Annotated in this window: 11 protein-coding genes; 3 read left to right on the top strand and 8 right to left on the bottom strand. The window is 71.9% G+C overall.

What is annotated here, in order from left to right:
* Window positions 1-85 precede the first annotated feature (85 nt).
* A complete protein-coding gene (locus Ari01nite_RS12260; RefSeq protein ID WP_203781311.1) occupies window positions 86-1,051 on the bottom strand; it encodes a ricin-type beta-trefoil lectin domain protein in 966 nt (321 codons plus the stop codon).
* A 277-nt stretch (window positions 1,052-1,328) separates the two neighbouring features.
* Between Ari01nite_RS12260 and Ari01nite_RS12255 the strand changes: the two genes are divergently transcribed.
* On the top strand, window positions 1,329-3,107 hold the full coding sequence (locus Ari01nite_RS12255) for an alpha/beta hydrolase (RefSeq protein ID WP_203781310.1): 1,779 nt from the start codon (window positions 1,329-1,331) through the stop codon (window positions 3,105-3,107).
* Between the two features lie 182 nt (window positions 3,108-3,289).
* Here the strand turns inward: Ari01nite_RS12255 and Ari01nite_RS12250 are convergent, their stop codons facing one another.
* The 7 genes from Ari01nite_RS12250 to Ari01nite_RS12220 form a co-directional block, all read right to left on the bottom strand.
* Entirely contained in the window at window positions 3,290-5,791 is a 2,502-nt protein-coding gene (locus Ari01nite_RS12250; protein WP_203781309.1) for a VIT domain-containing protein, read from the bottom strand.
* Complete coding sequence (locus tag Ari01nite_RS12245) at window positions 5,788-6,444, bottom strand: MerR family transcriptional regulator (protein WP_203781308.1); 657 nt, start codon at window positions 6,442-6,444, stop codon at window positions 5,788-5,790. Before Ari01nite_RS12245 ends, Ari01nite_RS12250 begins: the two co-directional genes overlap by 4 nt.
* Window positions 6,445-6,484: 40 nt before the next feature.
* The gene (locus tag Ari01nite_RS12240) at window positions 6,485-8,503 is read right to left on the bottom strand and encodes a M6 family metallopeptidase (protein ID WP_239162691.1); all 2,019 of its coding nucleotides are present in this window, start codon (window positions 8,501-8,503) and stop codon (window positions 6,485-6,487) included.
* Window positions 8,504-8,589: 86 nt separating this feature from the next.
* The gene (locus Ari01nite_RS12235) at window positions 8,590-8,841 is read right to left on the bottom strand and encodes a hypothetical protein (RefSeq protein WP_203781306.1); all 252 of its coding nucleotides are present in this window, start codon (window positions 8,839-8,841) and stop codon (window positions 8,590-8,592) included.
* 34 nt (window positions 8,842-8,875) lie between these two features.
* On the bottom strand, window positions 8,876-9,586 hold the full coding sequence (locus tag Ari01nite_RS12230) for an ABC transporter permease (RefSeq protein ID WP_203781305.1): 711 nt from the start codon (window positions 9,584-9,586) through the stop codon (window positions 8,876-8,878).
* Window positions 9,583-10,464 (bottom strand): ABC transporter ATP-binding protein, encoded by an 882-nt coding sequence (locus Ari01nite_RS12225; protein ID WP_203781304.1) that lies wholly within the window; start codon window positions 10,462-10,464, stop codon window positions 9,583-9,585. The genes Ari01nite_RS12230 and Ari01nite_RS12225 overlap by 4 nt, the downstream gene beginning before the upstream one ends.
* 73 nt (window positions 10,465-10,537) lie before the next feature.
* Window positions 10,538-11,716, bottom strand: a complete 1,179-nt coding sequence (locus Ari01nite_RS12220) for a dipeptidase (protein ID WP_203781303.1) — start codon at window positions 11,714-11,716, stop codon at window positions 10,538-10,540.
* A 159-nt stretch (window positions 11,717-11,875) separates the two neighbouring features.
* Here Ari01nite_RS12220 and Ari01nite_RS12215 point away from each other — a divergent pair, with 159 nt between their 5' ends.
* Together Ari01nite_RS12215 and Ari01nite_RS12210 are read left to right on the top strand one after the other, a co-directional pair.
* The gene (locus Ari01nite_RS12215) at window positions 11,876-12,940 is read left to right on the top strand and encodes a glycoside hydrolase family 26 protein (protein WP_239162690.1); all 1,065 of its coding nucleotides are present in this window, start codon (window positions 11,876-11,878) and stop codon (window positions 12,938-12,940) included.
* A 69-nt stretch (window positions 12,941-13,009) separates the two neighbouring features.
* The gene (locus tag Ari01nite_RS12210; protein WP_203781301.1) at window positions 13,010-13,486 is read left to right on the top strand and encodes an anthrone oxygenase family protein; all 477 of its coding nucleotides are present in this window, start codon (window positions 13,010-13,012) and stop codon (window positions 13,484-13,486) included.
* Window positions 13,487-13,677: the final 191 nt, after the last annotated feature.

The following is a 13,677-nucleotide window of genomic DNA, read 5'->3' as shown; positions in this document are numbered from 1 at the left end:
CGCCTTGGGGCGGTGGGTGGCGTTGGGTGGCGGTTGATCGGCGCCTTGGGGCGGTGGGTGCGTTGGGTGGCGGTTGATCGGCGCCTCAGGGCAGTGACCAGCGCTGGGTGGCGGTGCCGTCGCACGGGTTGACGCGGACTGGGGTGCCGGACCGGGTGCCGCCGGACGGGTCGGTGAGACAGCGGGCGGTGGCGGCGCTGATCAGCAGCTGGCCGGAGATCTTCCACTGGGCGGTGGTGCGGCCGTCGCACTTGGTGATGGCCACCGTGTTGGCACCGGTGATGAAGGCGCACATGCCGGCCACCCGCAAGGTGCCGTCGGTGGCCAGGGTCCAGCTCTGCGCTGGGGTGTCGTTGCACGTGGCGACCTGGATGAAGTTGCCCTCGACCGCGACGCCGCCGTTCAGGTCGAGGCACAGCGCGTTCTGCCCGCGGATCGTGCCGGTGGGCTGGTCGGGGACGAGCGCGTTCGGCGGGGACGGGGCGGCGCGGTCACCGTCGGTGGCGGACGGGCTGACCGTCGTGGCACCGACGGCCGAGGTGGGCACGCCCGCGGTGCCGGGTACGGCGGGGCCGGCGCCGCCGGACGTCGCCGGGCCGCCGGCGCGTGGCGGGTCAGCCGGCGGGGCGCCGTTGCGGCTCGACGCGGACGGCGACGCGACGGGGGAGGGGGTGCCGGCCAGCGGGCCGCCGGTGGCCAGCGGCGGCGGATCGTCCAGGGCGACCGCGCTCGGCGGAGTGGTGTCATCGGGACGCAGCGTGGCCATTCCCACGGCGGCGCCGCCGACCAGCAGGGCCAGGCCGGCCGCGGCCACGATCAGCACCCGGTTGCGGCTGAGCGGCCGGAGACGGCGGCGGGGCGTCACCACCCGGAAGATCGCGGTGGGGGCGTCGGCGCCCTCGAGAGCGCGGTGCGAACGGACCTCGCGCGTGGTCGCGGACGGCCATGTCTGTCCGGACGGCTCGTCAGCGGGGCTGCTGGTCGAGTCGCCGAGCACGAACGGCCGTACGAGCAGAGGATCGCGATCCTCGCCGTAGTCGTGGTCCGTCAACGAATCACCCGCCGCCATCGAGTCGATCGACCGATCAACCTACCCGCGAGCGCCGATGCATGCTTGCCGCCGCACAACCGACTTACCGCGCGAGGGGGCCGACGACCCGACAGAGCACACATTGACCTGCGACGATATATGCGAGAGTCGGGTAGGCGACAGTTTTGGCATCCGCAACGGAGCTACACCATAACGGCGAACCAAGCCGATCCGCCGCGAACCTACCTTTCTGTACATCCGGGGCGACATGGGCGCCGGGCTACCAGGAAGGTCACGCATGTCGCTCACCTCCCGCCTGCTCGCCGCCGGTGCCGCGGGCCTGGTCCTGGCCGGGACGCTCATCGCGCCCACGCCGGTCGCCGCCGCCCCGGCCGCGGACTCCGTGGTCTCGTCCGCGGCCTGGGCCCGGACCAGCGCCACCGAGCGCCGCCGGGTCGACCGGGTCGCCACCCCGAAGCTGCGCTGGTACGGCTGTTACGGCTGGGCGCAGTGCGCGACCGTCAAGGTGCCGCTCGACTACGACCGGCCGCGCGGCAAGCAGGTGACGCTCGCCCTGCTGCGGGTGAAGGCGCGCGACCAGAAGAACCGGATCGGCAGCCTCTTCGTGAACCCGGGCGGTCCCGGCGGCTCGTCGGTCGCGATGGCGCTGGCCGCCCCGTACTTCCTCAGCGATTCTCTGCTGGACCGCTTCGACGTGGTCGGCATGGACCCGCGCGGTATCGGCTTCAGCGACCAGGTGAACTGCTTCGGCGACACGGCCCGCCAGACGCCGACGATGAACGTGCTGAACATGGGCTTCCCGCTGGGCGCCGCTCAGGAGAAGGCGTTCACCGGGGCCGCCGCGAAGGCCGCGCGCGCCTGCTCGACCACCGGCCGTGAACTGGCCGGCGCCATGTCGACCGCCGAGGTGGCCCGCGACATGGACGTGATGCGCCGCGCGGTCGGCGACAGCAAGCTCACCTACCTGGGCTTCAGCTACGGCACCGCGCTGGGCCAGTACTACGCCAACATGTTCCCGGACCGCTTCCGGGCGATCGCCGTCGACGGCGTCATCAACCCGCGCGCCTGGGTGGGCTCCGCGGCCACCGCGGGCCAGGTGCAGGACGACCGGCTGCGTTCCGCGGACGGCGCCTGGAAGGCCTTTGTGGAGATCATGCGCCGCTGCGACGCGGCCGGCCCCGCCAAGTGCCGGTTCAGCGGCAGCCCGCTGCACCGCTTCCGGGTGATCGCCGAGCGGCTCAAGAAGAAGCCGATCGACGTCGGCAGCGTGCGCGTCACGTACGCGGTCTTCATCGGCGCCGTGCTGGGCGCGCTCTACGAGCAGCAGGCCGGGGCGGAGGTCACCGACCTGTCGGCCGAACTGTACGAACTGACCACCCCCGGCTTCGTGCCGACCGCTGACCGCACCGCCAGCGCCGAGGCCCTGGTCAAGCGCATGGTCCGCCAGGCCGAGGGCCGCGCGTTCCCGTACGACAACTCGTTCGACGCCTACGCCGCCGTGATGTGCACCGACGGCCGCCACCCGGCCCGCGGCTCGGCGTGGCCGAAGGCGTCGGCTCGAGCCGACAAGCGCGCCACCTACTTCGGCCGCGCCTGGGCGTGGGCCAGCGTCCAGTGCGCGGGGGACAACTGGACGGTGCGCGACGAGGACGCCTACACCGGCCCGTTCACCAAGCAGACCCGCCACCCGGTCCTGGTGGTGGGCAACTTCTGGGACCCGGCCACCAACTACGCGGACGCTGTGAAGGCGTCCCGCCTGCTGCCCAACAGCCGCCTGCTGTCCAGCAACAACTGGGGCCACACCGCCTACGGCTCGTCGGCCTGCGCCACCGGAACCACTGACCGCTACCTGCTCTACCGTGCCCTGCCCGCACCCGGAACCACCTGCGTGGGTGACGAGCAGCCGTTCCGCAAGCCGCTGCCCTCGGACGCAACGGCCCAGGAGTTGACGGCCCAGCAGACCGGCCTGGACCTCCGCACGGCCACCCCGGCCGAGATCGCCGCCCACGGCCTGCCGGCGACCGGCGCCGACAAGGTGCGCCCGCCGGTCCACTGACCGCCGCCCAGCAAAGTGATCCGGATGCCCCGCCCGACTCCTCGGGCGGGGCATCCGCCGTTACGGGCCTTCCCGGAACGCCCCGCGCCCGGCCGGCTCGGGCAGGTTTGGCGGCCGGCCCGCCGCTTCCCGGGCGCCCTGTGGCTCGGGGTGCGGATGTCGGGCTGGCCGCTGGTTGTTGTTCAGCGTTTCCAGAAGGCCTTTCGGGTGGGGGGCTCGGGCTTGGTCGGAGGGGTGGGCGGCGTGGTTGCGGCGGCGGGGTCGGAGGGTGCGGAGGTGGTGGGTGCGGCGGTGACAGCGGAGGTTGTGGGTGCGGCGGCTGTGGGTGCGTTGGCAGCGGAGGTGGTGGGTGCGGGGGCGGTGGCGCCGAAGGTGGATAGCACCTGTAGGGCGGTGGTCCACTTTTCGTCGAAGGGGGCGTCGCCGTTGAGGAGGGTTACCAGGTCGCGCATGGGGGTGAACTGTTTGTCGGAGGGCAGGGTGCCTACCAGGACGGTCAGGCGGCTGGTCAGGTCGTCGAGGAGGTCGCGGCGTTCGTAAAGGGGCAACGCGGCGGCCTCGGTCAGGCGGCGGGCCTCGGTGGCGGCGATGCTGCGCACCTCGTCGGGGGACGGGGCGCCGCTGCGGGCGCCGAGCGCGCCGCCGGCCATGATGCCGGTGGGCATGGCGGCTAGCGAGGCCGCGGTCCTCAGCGATCGGGACCGGGGGGAGTCGGCCCGGACGGGGGCGAATTTCGGTGCGCCGCCCGGCGCGGGCATCGGCGGCGGCACGGGAGCGGCGGCGCCGGCCATCATGATCATGGGGGGTGCGGCGTCCGCCGGGGACTCCCAGCCGGAGGGCAGTTCGACCGGCTGGGTGACGCGGCGGGAGGTGCCGCCCTCGTTGACCACCCGGCTGTCCACCGCCACGAACGCGGTAAACCGGCACAGCACGCCGTACCGCAGCGAGGTCGCCACGATTCGTTGCTCCAGGCTGCGGTCGCCGGCCGCGTACGCGTCCTCGAGGTCGCGCAGCCGGGCCCGGGCCCACTGGGCGGCGACGGCCGGCTCGTGCCGCTCCTGCACGGCGACCGTGGTGCGGAACTCGTGGTCGTCGCGGGTGCGGCCGGTGACCGTGAGGTGGCCGGCCGGTGCGCCCCGGTAGCGGCCGGCCACGACCAGCGGGACACCGGGGTAGAGGCCGGGGGGCCGTGCCGGACTGCGCTCGTCGTCGACCAGGTCGAGGCCGTCGCCGGTCACCCGCAGGTCGGTGACCACCGGCGCGCCGATGCGGCGGTGGATCTGCTCCATGGCGGCGTCCAGCCTGTCCTCGCTCTCCACCAGCTCGGCGCGGCCGGCGCCCAGTGCGGCCAGCCGGCCCAGGAAGCCGGCGTTCACCGCGCGGTCGATGCCGACCGTGTGGACACGGGTGGTGCCGATCAGCGGCGTGATGTCGTGGACGATCTGGTCTTCGTTGCCCACCTGGCCGTCGGTGACCAGCACCAGCACCCGGTCGCGGCCCTCGCTCGCGCGCAGCAGGCCGAGCCCGGCGGTCAGCGGCGCCAGCATCTCGGTGCCGCCCCGGGCGTCGACGCGGGACAGGTGCTCGACGGCGCGGAACCGGTGCCGGTCGGTCGCCTCGACCAGCTCGTCGCCGAGGCCGTCCGGCCGGTCGATCTGGTGGTCGAAGGTCAGCACCGCGAACCGGTCGGCCGTGGTCAGCGTGTCGACCACCCGGGCGGCGGCCCGCCGGGCGGCCACCATCTTCCAGCCGCCCATGCTGCCGGAGCGGTCGAGCAGGAGCACCACGTCTTTGGGGCGGGCCGCGGCGGTGTCGGCCGGCGGCAGCACGACCAGGTGGAAGACGCCCTCGGGCTGGTCTGCGGACTCGTCCGGGACCGCGATCGCGCTCTCGGCACCTCCCGCATAGCCGATGCGGAGCACGAAGTCGCGGTCGGCCCGCTCGCCCGGCGCGATGCGCAGCGTGCCGCCCTCGCCGGTCACCGTGTGCAGGCTGGACCGGACGTCGCCGAGCTCGAGCCCGGCCGGGTCGATGTCGACGGCGAGCGACAGCTGAAGCGGGTTGGGGAAGCCGGGCAGCAGCACCGGCGGCGTGATCCGGGAGGCGTCCGGCACCGCGTCGGTGTCGGGGGTGCGGCCCTCGCCCACGGACGGGCCGGGCAGCGGCACACCGGGAACGTAGCGCGGCGCGACCACCAGCGGGAACCGGAATGTGGCGGAGCCGTCCTCGAACGGCAGCGGCCCGACCAGGCTCAGCTCGATCGTGACCCGCTCGCCGGGCAGGATGTTGCCGACCCGCATGGTGAACACGTCGGGCCGTTCCTCCTCGGCGATCGACGCACGCCGGCCGGACGCGATCGCCGCGTCGTAGGCCTCGCGGGCCGCGCCGCGCTCCTGCAACTCGGCCTGGACCGTGCGGTCGTCGGCGGTCATCGTCATGCCGGTCACCGCGGCCCGATCGGGCAGCGGGAAGATGTAGGTGGCCTCGAGCGCGGTGTCGTGCACGTTGACGAACTCGGTCACCACCACCGTGCGGGCCACCAGACCGCTGATCCGGGCCCGCACGTCGAGCCGGTCGAGCGGCAGGTTGCCCCGGTCGGTCTGCAGCGAACCGAAGCCGCTGTCGGGCAGGATCCGGATGCGGCCGAGCTCACCCGGGCCCATCGGAGTCACGGAAAGGGTCATGACTTTCTCCTATCGGTCAGGCCACGGGTTTCGAGCAGGTCGAGCAGGGGGGCGGCGGCCACCGCGAGGTCGGCGCGGTCGCGGTCGGTGACGGGGTGGGGGAGCAGCAGGATGACGCCGCCGCCGAGCGCCACGCCGTGCACCGGCGCCGGCACGGCCGCGGCGACCGCGGCCGGAGTGATGGCCGCGGCCGGAGTGATGGGCGCGGCCGGAGTGTCGGCAGGGGCGTGATGATCGGCCGGACCGGCTGCGGCGGGGGAGTCGGCCCAGAAGCGATGACGGGCGTGGCCGGGTGGCTCGTCGGGTGCGAGCCCGGCGCCGGTCAGCAGATGATCGGGCACCCGGGAGGTCTCGGACAGGCCCTGCGGGGTGAGCCAGGTGAATTCGGCCTGGATCTGGGCCAGGCTGCGCCCCACCGCCTGCAACCGCTTGATCGCGACAAGCTGCTGCAGGTGGCGGGGGCCGTAGAGCGCGGTGCGCCCGCGCATGCCGAGCGGGCGGTCGACCAGGCCGATCGTCGTGTACCACCGGATGGCGCGGCGGTCGGGCACGTCACGGACGCGTCCGTTGGGCGCGCCGGGGTATTCGCCCGCCAGCGCCTCGCCCGCCAGCGCCTCGCGCACCCGCTCGACCAACTCTTCCAGAGTCCACACGCTGACGAGTCTGACACTGTCACAATGACAGTGTCAATGTTTACGGCATGCCACCTCCGGGCTGGAGCTTGCCGTTCGCGACGAGCCGGTAGGGGGCGTACTGCTTGATCTTCTCGGTGGGTTCGTCGTAGGCCACGATGGCGACGACCTTGGGATAGTCCTTGAGCTGTGCGAACTTCTCGAGCGGCACCCGCCTGGCCCGGTTGCCGTCCAGGCCGACCAGGGTCACGTGCCAGTTGTGTACCGGCGCCGGCCGGATCGCGGTGGGTGACCGCCAGCCGTCCAGCGTGGTGCCGTCGGACAGCACCTGCCCGTTCAGGGTGACCCGGCCGATCCGCCAGCCGCCCTTGCTCACGGCCCCGTCACTGACAAACCGGAAACCCAGCAAAACCTTCTGTCCCGCGTACGCCTGCAGGTCGTATTTGGTGTTGACCACCTTGCCGCTGGCGCCGCTCAGACCGGGCCCGAGCTTGCCCTGCACGGTGCGGTCACCGGCGATCGGGCGGTAGGTCCGGCCGCCGTCGGTCGAGACGGTGACATATCCGAAGTCGTACGAGTCCTCGATGTCATACGAGGTCTCCAGGGTGAGCACCGGCTTGGCGGCGGGCACCGTGACCTCGCGGACGGCGTGCGAGTCCAGGTCGTTCGCGGCTCCGGAGAAGAGCGTCTTCTCGGCCACCCGCCAGCCCGTCGGCAGTGGCGGCAGCGTCTTGGCGCCGGTGAACTCGAGCGTGCGCAGGGGCTTGGGCAGGAGAAGATAGTCGGCACCGTTCGGGGCCGCGCCCGGCATGTCGTAGGCGGTCACGTTCTCGAAGTTCACCGTGGACCGCACGCTCGCCGCCGTCACCCGGTCGCGCGGCACGCCGGCCATCGTGCCGCCCGGTTCGCCGACGAACTTGTCGACCAGCGTCATGGTCTGGTAGTCGTGCAGCACGTCGTACAGGCTGGTGCCGGTCGGCAGCGCCGCCTGCACCCCGGCCAGCCCGCGCCGCAGGCCGTCCCGGTGCAGCATCGAGACGGTCCCGATGCCGAAGCGGTCGCGCAGATAGAGCAGGAACTGGTACACGTTGCCGTAGTCGGCCAGCACCTCGGTGGGCGCGCCCTCGTCCCACAGGTTCAGCGAGTTCTGCGGGCCGCCGCACTCGCGCGGGTTCGCGTTGTACTTGGTCTTCATGTTGCCGAAGCCCTGGAAGCAGACGATGTGGGTGTCGTTGCCCGGATCGTCCACCGTGGCCCGGCCGTCCGCGTAGCCCACCAGCGTCTGGGCGAAGTCGGACAGTCCCTCGTTGAGCCAGAGTTCCTCGTCCGGGTCGGCGTAGTACTCGAGCAGGTGCTGCCACTCGTGTGCGAACGTCGCCTCGTACATCCGCGGCCGGGCCGGCCGGCTGGTGCACAGGTCGTCGGTCGGTTCGTCGGCCGGCTTGGCGCCGAACCGGTGCTTCCAGTCGTACGCGTCTATCGTCATGACGTTGCGGTCGAACAGTTCGCTCAGGTTCGGCGAGAAGAAGCCGGCCACGTACGTGACGGACTTGGGGAACTTGTAGTAATTGGCGTCCCGGACGTTGTCGATCAGCGTGACCGTCTTGGTCCCGTCGCCGGTGAAGTCGCCGGTCATGGACGCCCGGGTGCCGTCCCGGCTGGGCGGCGTGCTGAACGCCGCGGTCTCGATCGGATAGATCTTCTCGTCGAACTCGGTGACCAGCGCGGCGACGTGCTTGTCGGTGATCTCGACGGCGTCCGCGCGGCAGTCGCCGGTGGGGAACGCCAGGTCGTGCGCCACCCACACCTCGACGTACTTGCCGACCGCGCGCAGCTTGTAGGTCTTCGGATAGAACTTGCCGGTGGTCTCGTCCAGGCCCAGCCACTGCCGGTCGGTGCCGACCGCCGGCGTGACCGCGGGTGCCCGGCGCGACTGCGGGAGGCCGGGCCGGTAACGGGGCCGTTCCGGCAGCTTCCGGTCGCCGAGGGTGAACTGTGTCCGGTCGAGCTCGCGTATGTCGGAGCCGGGACCGGCCGCCGGATGAGCCGAGGCCGGAGCGGACAGGAACGAGGCCGCCATGGCGACGACCGCAAATGCTACAAAACGGACACGATCCATGAAAGGGGACGCTACCCGGCACGCGACCTGCGGATCGGCAACACGCGCTATTCGAACATCGAGTGTCCGCGCCCCCGGGCCCGGCGCCGGAGCTGCACGACGACCAGGTCCACCACGGCGACCGCGGCCCACCCGACCAGCAGCCAGCCGGGGACCGGCCAGCCGGCCCGGAACAGCAGGACGGCCAGCACCGTGCACACCACGAAGCCGAACGCGGCCAGGATCAGCCGCAGGTTCAGCGCACTGTAGGGCTTCTCGACCGTCCCACGCCGGCCGGGTGGCTGCGCTCCGATGGGCATGACAAGCGCGTACCCGGGCCGGCCGGCGGTAAAACTAGGACACCTCGCGCCGAACCACCCGCCACCATCCGAGGACGATCGGCAGGGCGATCCAGACCCCGGCGGCCGCGGCCAGCCGGGCGTACTCCCCTGATGTCATCGACGGCTCGGACAGAGCCTCCGTGGTCAGGGTCAGCGAGAGCCACTCGGCCGCCCGGGCCAGTTGCCGGATCGACTCGCTGAGCACCGCCCAGATCGTCGGCAGCAGGAAGAACGCCGAGATCGCCAGCGGCGAGTTCATCAGTAGCGCGCCGAAGCCCATGCCCATCAGCACGAACAGGATCTGCAGCAGCAGCGCCTGCCAGAGCAGCGACCCGGCGATGGTCCAGACGCCGGTGCCGCCGAGCAGCGTCGCCGCGGCGGCCAGCAGCGCGGTGGCCGCCACCGTCGCGATCGCCACCAGCACCCCGGCGGCCAGCTTGGCGGCCATCACCCGGCCGCGCGCCGGCACCAGGGTGAACGTGGTCAGCGCGGTGCGCTGCGACCACTCGCCGGTCATCGACAGGATGCCCACCACCGGCAGCAGGAACGTCGGCGGCACCAGGCCGAACGCGAAGAAGCCGGCGAACGTCAACTCGTTGTCCGGCGCCCAGCCGAGCATGATCGCCGAGGTGCCGGCGGTGCCGAGACCGGTGATCAGCAGCAGCCAGAACCCGGCCCGGGTGTCGGCCAGCTTGCGCAGTTCCACCGCGATGAGCCTGATCATCGAACGCCTCCGGTCAGCTCGAGGAACATCTGCTCCAGGCCGCCCGAACCGGCCGGGCGCAGTTCCAGCAGCACCACCCCGGCGTCGGCCGCGGCCCGCCCGACCGTTTCGGCGCCGGCCGGCACGACGACGCCCCCGTCGGTCGTCCGCGTGCCGGCCAGCCCGGCCCGCGCGAGGGCCTGCCGAAGGTCGTCCGGGTCGAGCGCGCGCACCAGCGTGCCGGTGCCGGCCAGCAACTCGTCCCGGCTGCCCTGGGCGACCACCCGGCCGGCGCCGATCACCACCAGCCGGTCGGCCACCGCCTCCACCTCGCGCAGCAGGTGCGAGGAGAGCAACACGGTGCCGCCGTTGTCGGCGAAGTCGCGCAGCAGGCCGCGCATCCAGAAGATGCCCTCCGGGTCGAGCCCGTTGGCCGGTTCGTCCAGGATCAGGACATCGGGGCCGCCGAGCAGCGCGCCGGCCAGGCCGAGACGCTGCCGCATGCCGAGCGAGTACGCCCGGACACGCTTCCTGGCGGCGGCCGGGCCGAGCCCGACCCGCTCCAGCGCCGGGCGCACCTCGGCGGTGTCCACGCCCATGGTCAGCGCGGCCAGGGTGAGCACCTCGCGCCCGGTGCGCCCGCCGTGCTGGGCGGACGCGTCGAGCAGCACGCCGACCCGGCGGCCGGGGTTGGCGAGGCGGCGGTACGGCGTACCGCAGACCGTGGCCGAGCCGGACGTGGGCTCGGTGAGCCCGCAGATCATCCGCATGGTGGTGGACTTGCCGGCGCCGTTCGGCCCGAGAAAACCGGTGACCGTGCCGGGTTCGCAGGTGAACGAGACGTCGTCGACGGCCGGTTGCCGCCCGTACCGCTTGGTCAGATGTTCCGCCTGGATCATGCCTCCAGGGTGGCCGCGCCGACGGCAGCGCCGCGACGGCCGAAGGTCGGCCGCCGGGCGACTTAGGTCGGCGTCAGCGGGCCGGCGCGAGTGGCCACAGTGGCTCCTGGGCCAGGCGTTCCGTCTCGCGCAGCACGCGCAGTATGTTGCCGCCGGTGAGCTTGTCCAGGTCGCGGTCGCTCCAGCCGCGGCCGGACAGCTCGGCCAGCAGCCGCGGGTAGCCCGACACGTCCGTCAAGCCGGTGGGGAGGTCGATGGTGCCGTCGAAGTCGCCGCCCAGGCCCACGTGCTCGATGCCGGCCACGTCCCGGGCGTGCTCGACCTGGTCGGCCACCTGGGCGACGGTCACCTCGGGCCGCGGGTGGGCCGCCACCCAGGCGCGGAACGCCGGCTCGGTCATCGGGTCGGTGGTGGTCCAGGCCGGCACGTCGGCCGGGTCCTCGCCGGGGAACGGGGCGCGCGGCCAGTCGCCGAAGATCTGCGGCAGGCCGAGGCGCCGCCATTCCGCGTCGGCGGCGTCCAGCCACTCCTTGGCGGCGGCCGAGATGAACGGTGCCACGAACGTGAGCTGCAGGACGCCGCCGTTGTCGCGCAGCCGGGTCAGCACGTCGTCGGGCACGTTGCGCACGTGGTCGTGCAGCGCGCGGACGCCGGAGTGGCTGAAGATCACCGGGGCGAACGCGGTGTCCAGGGCCGCGTGCATGGTGACCGGTGCGACGTGCGCGAGGTCGACCAGCACGCCGATCCGCTGCATCTCGCGGACCACGGCCCGGCCCTCGTCGGTCAGGCCCTGCACGGCCGGCGGGTGCGCGGCCGAGTCGGCCCAGGCCGTGTGGTGGTTGTGGGTGAGCGTCATGTAACGCACGCCGAGCCGGGCGAACGACCGCAGCACGCCGAGCGACCGGGCGATGCAGTGCCCGCCCTCGATGCCGATCAGGGACGCGATCCGGCCGTCCGCGATGATCCGCTCGACGTCGTCCGCGCTGTACGCGATGCCCAGGTCCGACGGATACGCGGCCACCATCCGGTACACCGCGTCGATCTGTTCCATGGTCGCCGCGACCGCCTCCGGCTCGGGCAGGTCCGACGGCACGTACACCGACCAGAACTGGCCGCCCACCCGGCCGGCCCGCAGGCGCGGCAGGTCGGTCTGCAACTCCGGCCGGTGCTCGTCGAGCCCTTCCACCCGGTAACCGAACTGGCCTCGTAACCGCATGGGCAGGTCGTTGTGCCCGTCGATGATCGGCATCATCTGCTCTGGCTACCTCGCCCGGGGCCGCTGCGCAACACGGTCGGCGGAAGTCGAAGCAACCGGGCGGCACCGTCGATGGCACTTGCCGTGCACCGCCCGCCCGGAAATCTCTTCCGCATGCCCGGCCGAACAGCGGCCGGACAGACGGGGGAGAAAACATTGCGTCGTTCAAAGCTGCTGAGGTTCGGTCTGGTCCTGTCCGGTCTGCTGGCGGGGGCGGGTGCCGTCGCGATGGCTCCGGCCGCCCAGGCGGCGGACGGCGCAGCCCAGCGGAACGCGGCGGCGGCGAACACCAACTGCGTGACCGGTGACCTGCTGGTGCCGTCCTGCGGCGTGCTGTGGGGCGCGGCGGCCGGCGGCTTCACCACCAAGCCGCGCGACGTCGAGCTGCGCAGCTGGGAGAACCTCAGCGGTCGCACCGCCACGATCTTCCACACGTACCACAAGGGTGACGAGCCGTTCCCGACCAGGTCGGAGATCGCGATGACCCGCGACGCGGCCAAGCCGCGGGTGCTGCTGCTGAACTGGAAGATCGCGTACGGCTCGAACTGGGCCAAGGTCGCCAAGGGTGAGAAGGACGCCCGCATCGACGCGTTCGCCGCGCGCGTGAAGGCGTACGGCCAAAAGTTCTTCCTGGTTCTCAACCACGAGCCGGAGAACGATGTGGTGGCCCGTCGCGGCAGCGGCTGGGAGGCCAAGGACTTCGCCGCTATGTACCGGCACACCATCGAGCGCCTGCGCGCCAAGGGCGTGACCAACGCGGTCAACGTGCTGGCCTACATGGGCAACGAGAAGTGGATGGCGCAGTCCTGGTGGAAGGACCTCTACCCGGGTGACAACGTCGTGGACTGGATCGGTCTCGACTCCTACGTGAGCGCCGAGAAGGGCTACTACCACTACGGCAAGTTCAACGACCTGCTGGACCGCGCGCCCAAGGGTGGCGGCACCGGCTTCTACGACTGGGCCGAGCGCAAGAACAAGCCGATCATGGTCGCCGAGTGGGGTGCCTACCACCGCATCGGTTACCGGGCCGACAAGGCTCCGGTGTACAACAGCGTGCTGCCCGAGCTGGCCAAGCGCCCGGCGATCAAGGCGATCGTGTACTTCGACACCAAGAACGACGACGAGGGCAACCGCGACATCAGCATCAACAGCACCGCCTCGTCGCTGAGCGCGTTCCGCAAGCTCGCCGCCGCCCCGATCTTCAACGTCAAGATCGGCTGACACTATTTCGACAACAGGCCGCGTCACGCCCTTCCCGGGTGTGGCGCGGCCTCGTTAGCGTGCTGTGCCATGCGGATCGCCGTACTGCTCGCCGCCACCGTGACCACCGGGATGATGGCGGGCCTCTTCTACGCGTACTCGATCTCGGTCATGCCCGCCCTGCAGCGAGCGGACGCCGCGGTCTTCGTCGAGGTCATGCAAAGGATCAACACCGCGATCACGAACGGTTGGTTCCTGAGCTGTTTCGGCGGTGCACTCGTCTTCGGCGCCATTTCCACCATTCTGTACGCGGTGTCGGGGCTGGCCGCCGTCTTCGTGCCGGCGCTGATCGGCCTCGCCCTGTACGCCGCCCAACTGGCACTGACCTTCGGCCTGCACATTCCGCTCAACAACGCGCTCGACGCGGCCGGGCCGCCCGGGCACACCGCGGATCCGGGCGCGGTCCGGCGGGCTTTCGAACCGCGCTGGGTGCCCTGGAACCACGCCCGTACGCTGCTCTGTCTCGGGTCTTTCGCGGCCTTCTGCTGGGCGCTGGTGCAGGCCTGAGTCGTACCGATGTGGCCCGTTACGGGCCGTGATGCTGGCGTGACCGAAGACACCTCTTGTTCATCTTCGGATCCCCCCGGCCCACCTGCCGTTTCCGTAACGTTAACCGGCAGCGCGGCCCACCAGGGGGCAGCCCGGAACCTCGCGAAGGGAGGCCCATCATGGCGAAGAAGTCGAAGAAGTCCAAGAAG

Origin of the sequence: Paractinoplanes rishiriensis (genome assembly GCF_016862375.1) — a bacterium.
Lineage (GTDB): Bacteria > Actinomycetota > Actinomycetes > Mycobacteriales > Micromonosporaceae > Actinoplanes > Actinoplanes rishiriensis.
The sequence above is the reverse complement of the archived record's forward strand: the minus strand, read 5'-3'. Positions and strand labels throughout refer to the sequence as shown.